At 67.4% G+C, this 16,274-nt stretch carries 15 protein-coding genes; 5 read left to right on the top strand and 10 right to left on the bottom strand.

From position 1 onward, the window contains the following. Positions 1 to 4: 4 nt before the first annotated feature. Both ABD225_RS12155 and ABD225_RS12150 read right to left on the bottom strand, forming a co-directional pair. Positions 5 to 1,450, bottom strand: coding sequence for an HAD-IB family hydrolase (locus ABD225_RS12155; protein WP_344085576.1), 1,446 nt, complete (start codon positions 1,448 to 1,450; stop codon positions 5 to 7). After that, positions 1,447 to 3,075 carry a wax ester/triacylglycerol synthase domain-containing protein gene (locus ABD225_RS12150; RefSeq protein ID WP_344085573.1) on the bottom strand — a complete coding sequence of 543 codons (1,629 nt, stop codon included), beginning with the start codon at positions 3,073 to 3,075 and terminating at the stop codon, positions 1,447 to 1,449. Before ABD225_RS12150 ends, ABD225_RS12155 begins: the two co-directional genes overlap by 4 nt. A 107-nt stretch (positions 3,076 to 3,182) precedes the next feature. On the opposite strand from ABD225_RS12150, the gene ABD225_RS12145 reads away from it, so the two are divergent. Continuing rightward, positions 3,183 to 4,934 carry a DUF429 domain-containing protein gene (locus tag ABD225_RS12145; RefSeq protein ID WP_344085570.1) on the top strand — a complete coding sequence of 584 codons (1,752 nt, stop codon included), beginning with the start codon at positions 3,183 to 3,185 and terminating at the stop codon, positions 4,932 to 4,934. A gap of 84 nt (positions 4,935 to 5,018) precedes the next feature. Here the strand turns inward: ABD225_RS12145 and ABD225_RS12140 are convergent, their stop codons facing one another. The 4 genes from ABD225_RS12140 to fgd form a co-directional block, all read right to left on the bottom strand. Beyond that, positions 5,019 to 5,822 (bottom strand): ABC transporter permease, encoded by an 804-nt coding sequence (locus ABD225_RS12140; protein WP_344085567.1) that lies wholly within the window; start codon positions 5,820 to 5,822, stop codon positions 5,019 to 5,021. Beyond that, positions 5,819 to 6,673, bottom strand: coding sequence for an ABC transporter permease (locus ABD225_RS12135; protein ID WP_344085563.1), 855 nt, complete (start codon positions 6,671 to 6,673; stop codon positions 5,819 to 5,821). Before ABD225_RS12135 ends, ABD225_RS12140 begins: the two co-directional genes overlap by 4 nt. Next, the gene (locus ABD225_RS12130) at positions 6,666 to 7,622 is read right to left on the bottom strand and encodes an ATP-binding cassette domain-containing protein (RefSeq protein ID WP_344085560.1); all 957 of its coding nucleotides are present in this window, start codon (positions 7,620 to 7,622) and stop codon (positions 6,666 to 6,668) included. The genes ABD225_RS12135 and ABD225_RS12130 overlap by 8 nt, the downstream gene beginning before the upstream one ends. A gap of 226 nt (positions 7,623 to 7,848) precedes the next feature. Continuing rightward, on the bottom strand, positions 7,849 to 8,865 hold the full coding sequence (gene fgd, locus ABD225_RS12125) for a glucose-6-phosphate dehydrogenase (coenzyme-F420) (RefSeq protein ID WP_344085557.1): 1,017 nt from the start codon (positions 8,863 to 8,865) through the stop codon (positions 7,849 to 7,851). A gap of 248 nt (positions 8,866 to 9,113) precedes the next feature. On the opposite strand from fgd, the gene ABD225_RS12120 reads away from it, so the two are divergent. Then, on the top strand, positions 9,114 to 9,356 hold the full coding sequence (locus ABD225_RS12120; protein WP_344085554.1) for a hypothetical protein: 243 nt from the start codon (positions 9,114 to 9,116) through the stop codon (positions 9,354 to 9,356). Between the two features lie 110 nt (positions 9,357 to 9,466). Here the strand turns inward: ABD225_RS12120 and ABD225_RS12115 are convergent, their stop codons facing one another. Genes ABD225_RS12115 through ABD225_RS12105 form a run of 3 tightly spaced genes read right to left on the bottom strand, consistent with a single transcriptional unit; the run spans position 9,467 to position 12,353 of the window. Continuing rightward, positions 9,467 to 10,588, bottom strand: coding sequence for an ABC transporter permease (locus ABD225_RS12115; protein WP_344085551.1), 1,122 nt, complete (start codon positions 10,586 to 10,588; stop codon positions 9,467 to 9,469). Beyond that, a complete protein-coding gene (locus tag ABD225_RS12110) occupies positions 10,585 to 11,256 on the bottom strand; it encodes an ABC transporter ATP-binding protein (RefSeq protein WP_344085548.1) in 672 nt (223 codons plus the stop codon). Before ABD225_RS12110 ends, ABD225_RS12115 begins: the two co-directional genes overlap by 4 nt. Beyond that, entirely contained in the window at positions 11,253 to 12,353 is a 1,101-nt protein-coding gene (locus tag ABD225_RS12105) for a peptidoglycan-binding protein (protein ID WP_344085543.1), read from the bottom strand. Before ABD225_RS12105 ends, ABD225_RS12110 begins: the two co-directional genes overlap by 4 nt. 505 nt (positions 12,354 to 12,858) lie before the next feature. Between ABD225_RS12105 and ABD225_RS12100 the strand changes: the two genes are divergently transcribed. From ABD225_RS12100 to ABD225_RS12090, 3 genes are all read left to right on the top strand, one after another. Beyond that, positions 12,859 to 14,132, top strand: a protein-coding gene (locus ABD225_RS12100) for an IS3 family transposase (protein WP_344085540.1) whose coding sequence is annotated in 2 segments (ribosomal slippage) — positions 12,859 to 13,132 and positions 13,132 to 14,132 — 1,275 coding nt in all. Because the reading frame shifts where the segments join, the coding sequence is not laid out codon by codon here. Between the two features lie 151 nt (positions 14,133 to 14,283). Beyond that, complete coding sequence (locus tag ABD225_RS12095; protein ID WP_344085537.1) at positions 14,284 to 14,631, top strand: hypothetical protein; 348 nt, start codon at positions 14,284 to 14,286, stop codon at positions 14,629 to 14,631. A 280-nt stretch (positions 14,632 to 14,911) separates the two neighbouring features. After that, a complete protein-coding gene (locus tag ABD225_RS12090) occupies positions 14,912 to 15,259 on the top strand; it encodes a hypothetical protein (protein ID WP_344085534.1) in 348 nt (115 codons plus the stop codon). Between the two features lie 3 nt (positions 15,260 to 15,262). Here the strand turns inward: ABD225_RS12090 and ABD225_RS12085 are convergent. Then, positions 15,263 to 16,274: ATP-binding cassette domain-containing protein (locus tag ABD225_RS12085; protein ID WP_344085531.1), on the bottom strand; the 1,012-nt coding region annotated here is incomplete at its 5' end.

Raw genomic sequence — 16,274 nt, 5'->3', positions numbered from 1 at the left:
TCACTCATCCTTCGGTCGGCCAATCACGCAGGGTGTCGATGAACTGCTGGCGCACCTGCTCGATGCGCTCGGTGAAGTCGTCCAACTCCCAGTCGTCCAGGGAGATCGGCGGCAAGATCGCGACGTCGACCGTGCCCGGATTGACCGTCATCGAGTCGCGGGCCGCGACCTCATCGGCATTGCGCAGCACGATCGGAATGACTGGCACCCCAGCGGATTTCGCCATCCGGAAGGCGCCCTTCTTGAACGGCCCAACCTCTTGCGTGTCATAGCGGTGACCCTCCGGCGAGACGACAATCGAGACGCCCTTCTCGGTGAGCCGCTCGACATCTTGCATCGTCGCCACGGCGGACTCGGTGTTGCCGCGATCGACGAAGGCGATATCCATCGCCCGGCCAATCGTCGCGAAGAGCGGGTTCTTCTTCAGCTCCGCCTTGGCGACCCCGGTGAAGTCGGTCTTGACCACCGCGGCCACGATGAAGGTGTCCATCGCGGTGCGGTGGTTGAAGATGAAGACCGCCGGGCGAGCCGCAGCATTTGCCTCTCCGACTACCTTGAGCCGGACGCCCTGGGCTTCGATGAGCAACCTCGGCCACAGACCGGTGATGACATTGAGGCCCTTGCGCTTGTTGCGCGTCAGCAGCCCGAAAGCGGCTGCCCCAGCGGTGATCGGCCCGAGCGTAGAAGCGCCGATGATGTTGCGCACCAACGACTCTCGGCCGTCGATGCCGCGGCTGGTATGCCGAGTGATCGGCCACCCGCGACGCTTCGCAACCTTCGTCAGGCCGGGTCCCGGATTGGTGGGGCGGGGGTTGCCGACCATGTGCATCAGGGCGACATCCTCGTCACCGTCGGCGTAGAAATAGGCGCGCGAGAGGTCGATGCCGTGGGTGCGGGCATATCGCTGCGCAGCAGTTGCCTTGCCCTCGCCCCAAATCACCGGCTCCACGAGGCGCCCGGTGAGTAGACCGTCCTCGCCCACCTCGAACTGGTTGCAGACCACCTCGTCAACGCCGAGATGGTCGGCGACCGGCTGGACCTGCATACTCGTCGCCGACGAGCACAGGACCACCCGGTGGCCACGCTCTTGGTGGGCACGGACCATGGCGCGCGTCTCGGTGTAGAGCAGGTCGGCGACCTTCTTGTCGAAGACCTGACCGCCGAGCTCGTGCAGTTCCTCGAGGGTTCGCCCCTTGAAGACGCCCGAGGCTTCTTGCACGACATCCTCGAATGGCGAGGCGCCGACCTGATAGCTCAACGACAGGCTGAGCATCCGCAGCATGTCGAGGACCCCGATATCGCGATTGCGCAGGCCCTCCTTGGTGTAGATGTTCACCGTGAAGCCGGCCACCAGGGTGCCGTCGACATCGAAAAAGGCGCAGACCTCCGGGCCCTCGGGCGAGCCGAGGACTTCCGCCACGGTCCCGGGTATGCGGGGTGCGGGGCTCATCGGGCCTTCCTCACGGACTTCTTCGCGGCGCTGGTCTTCGCGGCCTTGGTGGTGCCCGTCTTGTTCGTCCCCGACTTCGTCGTCGCGGCCCGCTTCGTCGAGGCTGAGCTCGTCGCGGCCTTGCTGGGAGCGGCCTTGCTAGGAGCAGCCGTGGCGGCTGCCGACTTGCGGGCGGGGGCGCGGCCGGCAGGGGCGAGGCGGACGGCGGCCTTCTTGGCCGCGGGTCGCGACCCGGCCAACGGCCGGGTGACACCGGCGGCGGCGAAGACCTCGTCGAAACCCTCGGTCAGCGAGCGCTCCAACAACTCGTCGTCGGTGAAAGACGCTGTGTCATAACGAACTCCGATGAACGCCCGGCCGAGGCGGGTGATCATCACCGCCATCATCCCGACGCCAGGGACCGGTCCGAGGCCGTACTGCGCGACGATCTGCGCACCCGCGATAAAGGTCGGCCCGGGATACGACATGACATTGCTGCACTGGACATCCGCCGGCGGGACGACGCCGAGCAGCGGGTCCACGATGAGATCAGGAAGCACCGAGGTGACCGTCGAGACGACGCCCATGACGTCTAGGGCGGGCTCGGCACGGCGGGTCTGCACGAGTTCGCGGATGGCGTGGATGCGCGCCGCGGGATCGGCCTCCCCAACCGGGGCCGGGAGGATCAGGCCGGTCCACTGATTGCCGCCAGCAGTGTCGCCCTCGCTACGCAGGCTGACCGGGATGGCCAGTGGGAGGTGAGCGACCGGCACACCCAGGCCCTCGTGGTAGCGGCGCAGCCCGCCGGTCATCGCGGCGAGATAGGCGTCATTGACCGACCCGCCGAGGGCCTTGCCGGCGGCTTTGAGAGTCGGCAGGTCGATCTCGAGGGTGATGGCGCGACGGCGCAGGCCGCGGCCCGCGAGCAGTGGCGATGGGGCGGCCTCGCCGACCGCGCCCAAGACCCGGCGCAGCGAGGCGGCATACCCGGCGGCGCCGGTGACGCTCCCGACCGGATCACTGGCGACCTTGATCCCCAGACCCAGCACCGACTTGGCGAACCCGAGGGCCCGGCCGGGCGCTTCCTTGACGCCCTGGATGGTCAGATCGCGCGGCTCCAGATCGTGCGGGACCGGCAATTCGACGACCGGGCGTTCGCGGCCGTCGCGGGTCAGGTCATAGAGGGCGCCGAACAGCTCGATCCCGCCCATGCCATCGCTGACCGCGTGGGACATCTGGACCAGCATCGCCGCGGCACCGCCGTCGAGCCCCTCGACGAGGGTGACCCGCCACAGCGGCCGGGTCAGCTCCAAGGGCGTCATCGACAACTGCTCGGCGAAGTCGAGCAGTTCGCGGTGCGATCCCGAGCCGGGCAGCCGGACGCGGCGCACGTGATAGCGCAGGTCGAAGTCCGCATCGATCACCCAGCGCGGGGCGGTCGTCGGCGCGGTCGGCGAGACGACTCGCTGCCGCAGCCGCGCTACCTCGCGCGAGGCCGATTCGAAGACCTGCAGGAAGCGCTCCCAGTCGGGGACGCGGTCCAGAATCTCGACGCTCATATAGGAAGAGCGCAGGCGCGGGTTGCCCTCGCTGCGATGCAGGAAGTGGTCGGCGGTGGTCATGGGGACCTGGCCCGTCGGTGTCATGCGGACAAGAATCCTTTGGTAGTAGACGCGCGGTCAACTTCCCGTCCCAGCAGGTGGGGTGAGCCCGCTCACCGGGGGTTGTCGGTGGCCCGTGGGAGGGTATGCCCGTGCACAGCATCGGCATCGATCTCGCCTGGGGCGAACGCGCCCAGACCGGCATCGCCGTCCTCGATGAGGGCGGCACGCTGGTCGCGCTCGCGGGTGCCATCGACGATGTCGAGATCCTCGCCGTGCTCGAGCCGTATGCCGAGGGCCCCTGCGTCGTGGCCATCGATGCGCCGCTCGTGGTCACCAATGCCTCGGGCGCCCGGCCGGCCGAGCGGGCGCTAAGCGCCGACTTCGCGCGTTTCGATGCCGGTGCTCACCCGACGAACACCGCGCGTCCCGAGTTCGCGGGCCAGCAGTCGCGCGCGGCTCGGCTTTCCGAGGCGCTGGGGCTGGTGGTGTCGACCGATCTCTCACTGCCTCGACGGGCGATCGAGGTCTATCCGCACGCGGCGTGCATCTCGCTCTTCCGGCTCGGCCGGACCCTGAAATACAAGAACAAGCCGGGACGCTCGCTGGTGGCGATGCGCGGCGAGCTGCTGCGACTAACCCAACTATTGGAATCCCTCTCCGGGGCATCACCGCGGGTGGACCTCGACGTGCCGGTGTGGCGTGACCTCGTGCGATCGATCGCTGCGGCGGGCACGAAGGCCGATTTGCGCCGCGGCGAGGATCTGGTCGATGCGGTGCTCTGCGCCTATCTCGCGCGCCTGGCGGCGGTGGCGCCGGAGCGGCTGACGGCCTATGGCGAGCCCGAGAGCGGGCAGATCCTCACGCCGACCCTGCCGGCGGATCATCTGCCGGGGCCGCGTCCGGCACGCACCCCCGGGCGGGACCGGATCGTCGATGCGGCGGTGCGGGACTACCGCGATGGGTATGCCGATCTGCAGCGGGCGGCGGCGGCATACCTCGACTTCGTGCGCGGCATCCTCGACGAGGCGGGCATCAACTATCTCTCGGTGACGGGGCGGGCCAAGAGCATCGAGTCCTTCGCGGAGAAGGCCGCGCGCAGCAAGGACGGCGCGCCGCTGTATGCCGAGCCGCTGACGGGGATCACCGACCAGATCGGCGTGCGGGTGATCACCTATCTGCGCAGCGATGTGGCCGCTGTCGCTGAGTTGCTCGCCGACGAGCTGGTGCTCCTCGACGATCGGGATATGGGTCGGGAGACCGCTCGTGAGGGGCGCTTCGGGTATGCCAGCCGCCACCTACAAGTCGCCCTGCCCGACGACGATCCGGACGCCGAGTTGCGGTCGCTGCTCGCGGGTCGGCAGGCGCAGGTTCAGGTGCGGACGGTCTTGCAGCATGCCTGGGCTGAGTATGAACACGCCATCCGCTACAAGGGCAGCATCCCGGCGGCGCACGCGCGCGATCTCGACCGGCGCTTCACGCTGACCGCGGGGCTGCTGGAGCTGGCCGACGAGCAGTTCAGCGCCATCCAGGAGCAATTGCAGCAGGACGTCGAGATCGCGGAGTCGACCGAGGTGGGCACGCTGACCGGGCGCGACCTGGCGGCCTTCCTCGCCGGGCACTATCGCGATGCTGGATGGTCCCGCGAGGATCACTATGTCTGGATGGCCGGGCTGATCGCCGAACTCGGCATCACCCGGCTGCCCGATCTCGCTGCGGTCTTGGCCGAGGTCGATGAGGGCGCGCTATCGGGCCAGCTTGGCTATCGCTTCCCCGCCGCCGCCGTCCGCCGGCTGGACGATGCGCTGCTCGCGCGCTTCGGGCAGCGGTATGTCGAGTTGCCGGGCAATGCCGCCCGCGTCGGTTTGCTCGGTGCTCGGCTGCAGCGGCTGAGAGCCGATTGAGGCGCAGCTCGTACGGCCGACGGTGGCGGCGCTGTTGTCGGTGGTGACGTTGACTGCGGCCCAGGGTGACGGCAGAGTCGGCGCTCAGCGCAGGAAGAGCGCGCGCAGGCGGCGGGCGGTCATGGCGATGCCCAGGAGGGCCATGGCGACGAAATAGGCCGCGTGACCGAGGCTGACCCAGCTCAGGTGGCCGACGGCGAGTTGGCGCATCAACTCAATGCCATGCCACAGCGGGAGCGCCTTGACGATCCACTGGATGACCTCAGGAAAGACGCTGACCGGATAGAGCGTGGAGGAAAACAGGAACATCGGCAGCAGCACGAAGGTGATGACATCCATGTGCTGGAAGCTCTTGGCGAAAGATGTCGCCGCCATGCCCAGCGCCGCGAAACCGAAAGCGATGAGCAGGGCAACCGGAATCATCGCCAGCGCCCACCAGGACGTCACGAGCCCCAGTGCGGCGACAACGCCCATGAACCCCACGGCGTACAGCAGCCCCCGCAGCAGCGCCATCAGGATTTCGCCCAGGGCGACATCGACGGGGCCGAGGGAGGTCTGCAGCATTGCTTCATACAGCCGCGCGAAGCGCAGCTTGAAGAAGACATTCCAGGTCGAGTCGAAGATCGCGCCATTCATCGCGGAGGTGGCCAGGAGGGCGGGCGCGATATAGGCGGGATAGTCGATCGGGGCGCCGCCGGGGCCGGGGACCTGCCCGACCAGGCCGCCGAGGCCGTAGCCCATGGCGAGCAGGTAGAGCAGCGGCTCAAAGAAGCCGGAGATCACGACGATCCAGTTGCGTTTGTAGACAATCAGTCCGCGTTCGAGCACCGGCGCCGAACCGGTCCCGCGCAGGCCGCTGACGCCGGCCCGCCGACTCGGAGCGCTCATCGGGTCAGCCTGCGTTCGAAGCGGCGGGCGCTGACGACCAGCCCGAGGGCGGCATACGCCAGCAGCACGGAGAGGTGCAGGGCGACCGACGAGGGGGCGAGGTGCGCGCCATAGCTCGCGGCGCGGGCGAGCTCGGTGCCATGCCAGATCGGCGAGAGCCAGCCGATCCAGTGCAGATAACCCGGCAGTTCGCTGAGCGGAAAGAAGGTGCCGGCGAAGAGGAACATCGGCATGACGACGAAGCGCTGGAGTGAGGCGAATTGATGGCCTTCGTTTTCTAGGCCCGCGGCGTATGCCGTCACGCACGCCCCGAAGGCCAGCCCGGCGAGCGCGGCAATGGGAACGATCAGGACCGACCAGGCACTGCGGGTGGCACCAAAGGCGACCAGCACCAGCCAGAACAGGCTGGTCTGGCCGAGCAACCGCATCAGCGTGCCGCCGATCTGGCCGAGGCCGATCTGCGTCGGGGTCAGCGGAGTGGCGCGTGGGCCGTGGAAGAGGCGGCGCCATTTGAAGCCCGCCATGATCGGATAGGTCGACTCCTGGTGCGCTGCCATGACGGCGGTGGCGACGATGAGGCCCGGGCCGACATACATCAGGTAGGGGACACCGCCTGGCGAGCGGCCGCCGTCGTCGACGAGCGTGCCGAGGCCCCATCCGAGGGCGACGAGATAGGCGATCGGCTCGACGATGCCGACGATCGCCAGCGATGCCGCCCAGGTTTTGGAGGCGATCAGCCAGGTCTCGACATACAGCAGGATGCCGCGGCGGCGCACTCGGTGGGCGAGGTCCTGCGGGCTGGGCGCGGTGCCCGAGCGGGCCAGGCGGTGGAGGTCGGCGAGCTCAGTCAACGAGGGACCGACCCGTCAAACGCAAGAAGACGTCCTCAAGGGAGGAGCGGCGCACCAACGAGGTGACCGGGTGCAGATCGCGCGCGGCGAGAGCTTCGAGGACGGTCTCGCCGTGGTCGCTGTAGAGCAGCAGCCGGTCCGGCAGCACCTCGATGCGCTCGGCGAGGTCACGGATGCGCGGGGCGAGTTCGGCATTGCGATCGGCGCCGAAGCGCACCTCGACCACTTCGCGGGTGGAGTGCTCGGCGATGAGGCCGCGCGGGCTGCCTTCGGCCTTGATACGGCCGTGATCGACGACGATGAGCCGGTCGCACAATTGCTCCGCCTCGTCCATGAAGTGGGTGGTGACGACGAGCGTCACGCCGACCTCTTTGAGTCGAAAAAGCTTGTCCCACAACGTATGCCGTGCCTGCGGGTCGAGCCCGGTGGTCGGCTCGTCGAGGAGCAGGACGCTGGGCTCGTTGATGAGGGAGCGGGCGATGGTCAGGCGCCGCTTCATCCCGCCGGAGAGGTCGTCGACCTTGGACTTGGCCTTGTCGGTGAGCTGGGCGAACTCCAGCAATTGCGGGATCTTGTCCTTGAGGTAGCCGCGGGGCAGGCCGAAGTAGCGACCGTAGATGTAGAGGTTGTCGCGCACGGAGAGCTCGTCGTCGAGATTGTCCTGCTGCGGGACGACGCCGAGGTGGGCGCGGACCGTCGGCCCCTCTTGCTCGGGGTCGAGGCCGGCGACCGTGAGTTCCCCGCCCGTGCGCCCGAGGGTGCCGCCGAGCATCCGCATCGTGGTCGACTTGCCGGCCCCGTTTGGGCCGAGCAGCCCGAAGGACTCCCCCGGGGCGATATCGAAGTCGATCCCGTCGACGGCCCGCAACTCGCCATAGACCTTGGACAGGCCGCGGGCCGAGATGACGGGGCCGGCCGCGACGAAGGGGGCTGTATGTCGTTCGGGCACCGCAGCATCTTGCCACCCGAGGCCCGGCTCCTCACCCGACTTTTCTTCTGGTGCGCGGCGAGCCGAGCGGGGTTTCTGCCGAGCGGAGCGGCCCTTGTGAACGCGAGCGGGGCTATAGGGCCGCTCGCGTTCAGAGACCCCGCTCCGCTCGGCACAAACCCCGCTCGCGTTCAGAAGCCCCGCTCGGCAGGGGGCTCGGGCGGGGGCGGGGCGGGCGCGGGTCAGGTCAGACGGCCGGGCTCAGCTCGCGCAGGCCGGGGAGGACTTGCTCGGCGAGGGTGCGCAGGAAGCGCTCCTGGTCGTGGCCGGGGCCGTGCAGGACGAGGTGGTCAAAGCCGAGATCGGTATAGAACTTCACCTGCTCCACGGCCTCGGCCGGGTCGGAGGCGACGATCCAGCGCTTGGCGACCTGCTCGATCGGGAGTTCGTCGGCGGCGCGCTCCATTTCAGCAGGTGAGTGGATGGAATGCTTCTGCTCGGCCGTCAACGACAGCGGCGCCCAAAAGCGAGTGTTCTCCAGCGCCTGCTCGGGGTCCGGATCCCACGAGATCTTGATCTCGATCATCCGCTCGATCGGCTCACCGGCCCGACCGGCCTTCTCGCGGCCCTCGGCGACGGCGGGGATCAGGTCGTCTGCATACAACTCCCGGCCTTTGCCGGAGGTGCAGATGAAGCCGTCGCCGGCGCGACCGGCATACCGCGCCACCATCGGACCACCGGCGGCGATGAAGACGGGCACCGGCTGCTCGGGCCGGTCGAAGATCCGGGCGTCCTTGGTCGTGTAGTAGTCGCCGTCGAAGGTCACCTCGTCCTCGGTCCACAGCTTCCGCATCAGCACCACCGCCTCGCGCAGCCGGGCGAAGCGCTCCTTGAACTCCGGCCACTCCTGCACCGATCCGACAGCGATCTCATTGAGGGCCTCGCCGCTGCCGACGCCGAGGAAGATGCGGCCCGGCGCGAGGCAGGCCATCGTCGCGAACTCTTGCGCGATGACGGCTGGGTTGTAGCGGAAAGTCGGGGTCAGCACCGAGGTGCCGAGGACGACGCGCTCGGTGCGGGCGGCGACATACGCCATCCACGCCAGCGCATTGGGGGCGTGCCCCCCGGTGAGTCGCCAGGGCTGGTAGTGATCCGAGACGGTCACCGAGTCGAGCCCGACCTGCTCCGCGAGTTGGGCGTATGCCGCGAGCTCGCCTGGTCCAAACTGCTCCGCCGAAGCCTTGTAGCCGATCTTAAGCGTCATACGGCCGAGCCTAGCGAGCCGTCTGGGAGAGAAACCCTTCCTTTGTGCCGAAGGAATCTGACACAAAGGAAGGGTTTCCCGCCCTGGGATGCTCCTATTGATGTCAAGCGGCTGTTTGGAGGGGTGTGGGGGTGGTGAGGGCGGCTTTGATGAGGGGGAGGAGTTCGCGGGTGAGGTAGCGCTTGAGGCAGCGGATGATGTCGAGTTGGGAGAGGCCTTCGGTGGTGCGTCGTTCGATGTAGGCGCGGGTGGGTTCGTGGTTTTGGAGTCGGACGACCGAGGTCCCCGCCCTCGCGCCCCGCGTTGGCGAGGACGCCCTCGGCCATGTCGCCGCCCTGGCATACCCCCTGCCGATGGTGAGCGAGCACACGCTGGCTCTGAGCCGCGCTGCCCTGGCCGACGGCTCCCTGACCCCCGCCGTCCGCCGCTCCATCACCGACGCCCAGGCCAAGCTCGAAGAAGCCCTCGCCTCCCGCACCGCCTTCGGCTGAGGTCTCAGGTTTTCCGCCCAATGCCACTTTCTTTGTCTCGCAACGGAAGTCTTCCGTTGCGAGACAAAGGTTCTCTCCCATAGCCGGGGCAACCCCCCGCACCGCCCGCATCAGGGGACGCGCAACTCCCGCACGGGATCGCGGCGGGCCGTGAGTGTCGCCGGCAGCACGGCAGCCAGCGTGGCCAGCGCCGTGATCGCGATGGCGACGGCGGCGCTGAAGCCGGCCGGCGGCACCGGTTGATGCCGCAGCGCCTGGTATGCCAGCGCCACGCCCACCCCGAGCGCCGCGGCGAATGCCGCCGTGAGCATGACCTGCAGTGCGATGAGCAGGACGATCGTCATCCGGGTCGCGCCCAGCGCCCGGCGGCGCCCAAAATCCTTGCGCCGCAACATGGTGTAGCCGAAGACGGTCAGCGCACTCGTCAGGGCCGCAGCGCCCAGCACGCCGAGGATGAGACCCCGCGAGCTGCGGGTGATTTCGCCACCCACCGCCTTGCGCAGGGCGGCGAGCCCCTCCGACGTCTGGATCGTCAGCTGGTCCGGTGGCGCCTCGCGCAGCAGCCGGGTGATCAGCGTGGTGACCACACCGACGCTCTCCGGCGACCGGGTCAAGACGACCACCGTCGACACCGGGCGCGGCGCTGCTCCGGGTTCGCGGGGCGTTGCCGGGATGACGGCCAGCGGCTCGAAGCCGGACAGATAGTCCGGCACCTCGAGGGAGCGGGAGATGAGGTATTCGCCGCCATCCACGGCGCGCACGCTGCCCGCCCCCGGTGGCAGACCGACCACCCGGGAGGCCGCAGGCGAGGTCCACAGCAGCACCCCGGCCGGCCCTGGCTCCGGCTGGGTCAGCAACCGGCCGCCGATGACGCCATACGCCTGCCGCACACCCAATCGCGGCCCGTCCGGATTCGCCGCCGCCGTAACATCGGTGACCGGCCCGAAGCCGGTCGCCGCTTCGACATCGGCCACGCGCGCAAGCGTTGCTAGGAATTGCTCATCGACGCCTTCCACGGCCCCCTTGGCCTGCACCAGGATCGTGCGGGTTCCGCGTGCGTCGATGGTCGAGAGCACCGCGGCCTGGCTCGCCGCGGCCCGCCCGGCGGTGGTGACGACGGTGAAACTGGACGCGGCCAGCAGCAAGACCGTCACGGCAGTGACCGCGTGCTGGGTCCGTATGGCAGCGAGCGCCTCGCGCACCAGCCCGAGGATCACGGTGCGCGCGCTCATGAGGCGCTCAGCTCGATCCGGTGATCGGCCCACGCCGCGACCCCGGGGTCGTGGGTCACGATGATGACCCCGGCCCCCTGGTCCGTATGCCGTCGCAAGGCCCCGAGGAGCACCTGCGCGCTCGCGGGGTCGAGGTTGCCCGTGGGCTCGTCGGCGACGATGACATCTGGGCGACCGATCAGGGCGCGACAGGTGGCGATGCGCTGGGCCTGCCCGCCGGAGACTTCCCCGGGCTTGCGGTCGGCGGGAACGGCGACGCCGAGTTCATCGAGCAGTTCACGCGCCCGGGTATGCAGATCGCGCTTGCGTTCCCCGCGATAGAGCGCCGTCTCGACGACATTGTCGAGCACCGTGCGGCTCGTATCCAGGGCGGCGTCCTGGAAGATGAAGCCGAATCGATTGGCGCGCAAGGCAGCTCGCGCTCCATCGGGCAGATCGTCGACGCGTTCGCCATCGAGTTCGATGCTGCCGGAACTGATGCGCAGCATGAGCGCCAGCAGATAGAGTCGCGTCGACTTGCCGCATCCCGATGGCCCTGTCAACGCCGTGACGGCACCGCGCGGGAAGCTCGCCGTCCAGTCGTCGAAGCGGTAGTCGCTCTCGCGACGGCCATACCGGAAACCGATATTGCGCGCGTGCAGCAGGGGAGTCTCCGCCGCCGGAGTCACTGCTTCTCCTGCGGCACCTTGACCCGCGTCCCGATGTCCACGCCGTCCACGACGGCGAGTCCGCCGGCCGAGGCCTTGATCGTCACGGGGATGGCCTTGCCGGCTTCATCGACCACTTCGGTGCGGGCGCCATCGGGCAGCCGCAGCGCGGCCGTCGGCACGACGGGTCCGCTCGCGCGCGGAACGATGACGATCTGCGCGTCGATGCCACTGGCGCCGGAGAGCGGGATGAGGTCACATTCCTTGGCGCAGATGGTTTCTTCGCCCTTGGCTGGGGCGAGAATTGCCCTGACCTCGCCCTCCTCGCTCGGTGCGCCAAGCTCGCCGATGGTGGCCTCCCACTGTGCGCCCTCGATGGACAAGCTCACCTGTTGCCCCGTGCGCACCTGCTGCGCCTGCCCGGCCGGCAGCATGATGCTGAAGCTCGGTTCGTTCGGAAGGACTCGCACACCTGAGGCCCCCGCTGGAGCCGGTGCCCCGACCGATACGGCGTCGACCAGGGCGACGCGCGCCGGCAGTTTCGGGATGAAGACGACCCGGACCGCTTCGAAGACGCCATCCGGAGGGATGTCGTGAGCCTTCTTCCAGGCATACACCTCGTTGGCGGTGGCCCGGTCATACACCCCGGTTGCCTCGCTCGTCCGGTGGCCGGCGGCCCGCAGCAACTCCTGGACCTGCCGGACGTCGGCGCCGGTGGAGCCGATCTGCAGGTCACGGAATGACGGGACCGCGCCCTCCGCGGCCACGACCGGGGCGAGGTTCACGGCATACAGCGGGTCACCGGGCTCGACCGTCGTTGCGCCCTTGAGCCAGATATGGGTCACGACACCGTGACCCTCGGTGGGAGGCGGGGAGTCGGCGCTGCCGGAATCCTGGCCACGGGAGGTGGAGGTCGTGCTCGCAGCCCGCCAGGAGGCCGAGGCATTGAGCGAAAAGCTGCGCCCCACCGAGTCGTTCGACACCGTCACCAGGGTGAAGGCCGCCTCCGAAGCGGGGGCTGTCGGGGGAGCTAGGAGGACGCGGCCCGCCCAACCGAGCCCTGACCCCAGCAGGAGTGCCACGGGTAACGCCACCACGAGCCAAATCCTGCGAACCATGGGGCCAAGTATGGTTCATACGCACGAAAGCGGTAAGGAGTGTCGCCACTCACGTCGTGCCCATCGCGTCTGCGGAGGTCCCAGGTTAGAGCTAATAGCTCTTGACGAAGTCAGTGAATCGTCCTGGGTGCATATGACTGGGCCGAGGGAAGTGCGACTTGAAGTTTCGCCGAGCGGGCGGGTTCGGATGCACCGGATCGCTCGGGTCGGGGGAGTTCACTTGCGAGTGCTGGGCCTCATGTCGCGGTCTTGTTGGATCTGAACCCGGCCACCATGGGGAAGTGGGTCGAGCTCGGTGTGAAGCGCAATCGAAGTGCCAATCAGACCTTCGGCAGCGCACCACAGGCCAGCGCGAGCTGTGGGGGCGGGCGTTTCCTATGTTGCGACCTAGACGGGTTCATGTACGCGCGTTCGGTGTCGACCTGCGCTCCTGCCGGACGGCATGCACAGATTGAATCGGCACGAGTTTGATGCCGCTGTCTTTTGAGTCAGGAAGGATGGCGTCATGCCGAAGAAGATTGATCCCGCGGTGAAGGAGCGGGTGGTTCGCCGGGTGTTGGAGCGGCGGGGTGAGTTCACCTCGTTGACCGCGGCTGCGGCGGCGGTGGCTAAGCAGGAGCGTCTAGGAACGGAGACCGTGCGCCGCTGGGCCTTGCAGGCCGAGATCGACGCCGGGACGCGCTCGGGGACCTCGAGTGAGGAACACGCCGAGATCAAGCGGCTGAAGAGCGAGAACGCGCGCCTGCGTGAGGACGTGGCCATTCTGACGGCGGCCACAACTTTCTTCGCGGGGGAACTCGACCCCCGTACCCGCTGATCATGGGGTTCATCGACTCCATGCGCAGCCAGGGCCACGCGGTCGAGTCGGTCTGTCGGGTCCTGCGTGAGCAGGGCTGCCAGGTCGCCGCGCGGACCTACCGGGCCTGGCGCCGAGCTCGCCCGTCGGCGCGGAGTGTGGCCGACGCGTACGTCATGAACGCGGTCCTGGCGGCGTGTTACGTGTGGAAAGACGGGATCAAGGACGCCGCGACCCCGGTGTTGTTGTACGGGCGACGCAAGATGCTTGTCCACCTGCGACGCCAAGGCCTGGAGGTCAGCCACACACAGCTGGCTCGCTGCCTGAACCTGTTGGGCCACAAGGGAATCCGCCGAGCCAAGACGGTCCGGACCACGGTACAAGCCAGTGCCGGGGTCCGCGCCGACGACCTCCTCGGACGCAACTTCACTGCTGACGCACCGGACACTGTGTGGGTCACCGACTTCACCTACGTCCGGACCTGGGCCGGGTTCGTGTACGTCGCGTTCATCCTCGATGTGTTCTCGCGACGGATCGTGGCCTGGCACGCCGCGACGTCCAAACACACCGACCTTGTGATGACCCCGCTGCGGATGGCGCTGTGGCAACGCGTCCGCGATGGTCACCCGGTACGAGCGGGCACCCTGATCCATCACAGCGATGCCGGCTCCCAGTACACCTCGATCCGGCTCACCGGCCACCTCGAACTGGCCGAGATCGCAGCCTCGATCGGGTCGGTCGGCGACGCCCTCGACAACGCCATGATGGAGTCCGGAAACGGGCTCTACAAGACCGAGTGCATCCGCACCACGATCTTCCACCAAGGCCCCTACAAGACCCTCGCAGACGTCGAATTCGCCACCGCCGCATGGGTCGACTGGTACAACCACGACCGGCTCCACAGCGGCATCGGCATGGTCCCACCAGTGGAATACGAGCAAGCCCACTACGCTGCCCTCAAACCCGAGCCGCAGCCCGTATGACAGCGGCAGAGAACCCGTGCCGATTCAGATCGATCGGTGCCGCCGGAGGTGCCAGCATCCTTGTCCGCCTGAAAGTATTGCCACTGGGGTAGTAGGGGAGTACTTTCGTGAAGTAGTGGCGACCGCTGCGATGCGAGCCAGGATAGGAAGTGTGGTAGGTATGTTCGGTAAGCGAGCAGGGATCGCTTTGGCGGCGTGTGCGGCAGCGCTTTTGGCTTCGGGTGTGAGTCAGGCGCAGGCGACGGGTGGCTTCGACAGTGGTTCTAAAGGATGCCGTACTGGTGAAGATGTTGTTGTGAAAGGTGATAGCGGGCCTGGCCAGCAAGGCCACTCGCAGAAGACGGCAACTGGAACTGTCAAAGGTCAGTTTTTTCCGAGCAAGAACTACAGGCATGGCGACTACTCCAATTATGGGTTCACTAACGTTTCGCTGTGGTCTGTGCAGATTGATCCCGGCTATCTTTACATGAGTGAGACGTATGCCTACTGTCTAGCCTAATGGAGGCGCTACTGCATATCCCCAGGTTGGGATATGAATGTTCCCGTTTTTCAGGATCGTGGAGGTTATGAGACCTGTAGCGAGTAGGGCCACGACTTGTTGTGTCCTTTTTGGTGTTTCCTTATTCCTCATGGCGGGGTGCCGGGAGGGCGCTAAATCTAGTTCGGCTTCGAAAGCGGAGTCTGAAATCCCTAGGCCCGGGACTAGCTTAAGTCAGGCGCAGCACTCCGATTTACAAACGCGTATGCAAGCGCGATGCCTGGTCGACAAGGGGTGGGATGTGCAGTTGGATGAAAACAATGTCATCAATTATGAGGTCTCCCAGGCGCAAGAATCCAAGCTCCTGGGAGACATGAAATCCTGTACATCTGACTTTCTCAAGAGTTACCCCCGGCCTACGGTGGATGTCGAGGGTTGGCGGCGAATGTACGCTCACAACGTCTGGCTGATGGGATGCCTGACGAAGGAAGGCTACCCACCATTGGTTGAGGCGCCCTCGGAGGCAGAATATCTCGATCAGGCCAGGCGCAATGGAGCGCCCGAATGGTATGCCTACGGCGCGGTCAAGAATCCGAAAGATATCAACCAGTTGTATGAACAATGCCCGCAGGAGCCGGCGGGCTGGTAGTCCCTACGGCTCGATCTCACGCACCTGGCCGTCCTCTACCTGCCAGCGGCGGGTGAGGCGGACGGTTTCCAGCATCCGGCGGTCGTGGGTGACCAGCAGCACCGTGCCGTCGAAGGCATCCAGCGCCTGCTCCAACTGCTCGATGGCGGGCAGGTCGAGGTGGTTGGTCGGCTCGTCCAGCACCAGCAGATTCACCCCGCGAGCCTGCAGCAGCGCCAGCGCCGCCCATGTCCGTTCGCCGGGGGAGAGCGTGGCCGCCGCCCGCGAGACCTGGTCGGCGCGCAGCCCGAACTTCGCCAGCAGCGTGCGCACGTCCGCCTGCGACCAGTCGGGCAGTTCCTCCTCCATCGCCCGCCCGAGCGTCAGCCCGCTCTGGAAGGCGGCCCGAGCCTGATCCACCTCACCGACGACGACCGATGCGCGCAACCCCGCCGAGCCGTCATCCGGCTGGAGGCGCCCCAAGAGCAACCCGAGCAGCGTCGTCTTGCCCCCGCCATTCGGACCCGTGATCGCGACCCGGTCCCCGAAGTTCAGCTGCAGATCCAGCGGCCCCAGCGTGAAAGCGCCCCTTTGCACGACCGCCCGCGTTGCCGTCGCCACGATCTCGCCGGAGCGGCCAGCGGAGGCGATGGTGAACTGCAGCTCCCATTCCTTGCGCGGCTCCTCGACGACATCGAGCCGCTCGATCATCCGCTCGGTCTGGCGCGCCTTGGCCGCCTGCTTCTCCAAGCTCGCCCGCGCCTTCGCCAAGATGTGCTTGTCCGCTTCGGACCCAGAGTTCCTCTTGCGCAAGGCATTTCGCGTGCCCTTGTCCATCCAGGCCCGCTGCCGCCGAGCCCGATCCTCGAGGGAGGAGCGCCGCGCGGCATACTCCTCGAAGCTCTCGCGCGCCCGCCGCCGCGCGATCGATCGCTCCTCGAGATAGGCGTTATACGACCCGCCATAGAGGCTCATCGAACTTGAGCGGGCAACTCGTTGGTCCCAGCTGTAGCTCGTCGGTGTTGACGAGTGCAGG

The sequence above is a fragment of the Nostocoides veronense genome (genome assembly GCF_039531185.1).
GTDB lineage: Bacteria > Actinomycetota > Actinomycetes > Actinomycetales > Dermatophilaceae > Nostocoides_A > Nostocoides_A veronense.
Note: the sequence above shows the minus strand (reverse complement) of the source record. Positions and strands in the feature narration are given on the sequence as shown.

What these genes read in the sequence shown, in the direction of transcription:
- ABD225_RS12155 (WP_344085576.1), bottom strand. Translation starts at nt 1,450, where the DNA reads ATGAGCCCCGCACCCCGCATACCCGGGACCGTGGCGGAAGTCCTCGGC.
- ABD225_RS12115 (WP_344085551.1), bottom strand. Translation starts at nt 10,588, where the DNA reads ATGAGCGCGCGCACCGTGATCCTCGGGCTGGTGCGCGAGGCGCTCGCT.
- ABD225_RS12140 (WP_344085567.1), bottom strand. Translation starts at nt 5,822, where the DNA reads ATGAGCGCTCCGAGTCGGCGGGCCGGCGTCAGCGGCCTGCGCGGGACC.
- ABD225_RS12150 (WP_344085573.1), bottom strand. Translation starts at nt 3,075, where the DNA reads ATGACACCGACGGGCCAGGTCCCCATGACCACCGCCGACCACTTCCTG.
- fgd (WP_344085557.1), bottom strand. Translation starts at nt 8,865, where the DNA reads ATGACGCTTAAGATCGGCTACAAGGCTTCGGCGGAGCAGTTTGGACCA.
- ABD225_RS12105 (WP_344085543.1), bottom strand. Translation starts at nt 12,353, where the DNA reads ATGGTTCGCAGGATTTGGCTCGTGGTGGCGTTACCCGTGGCACTCCTG.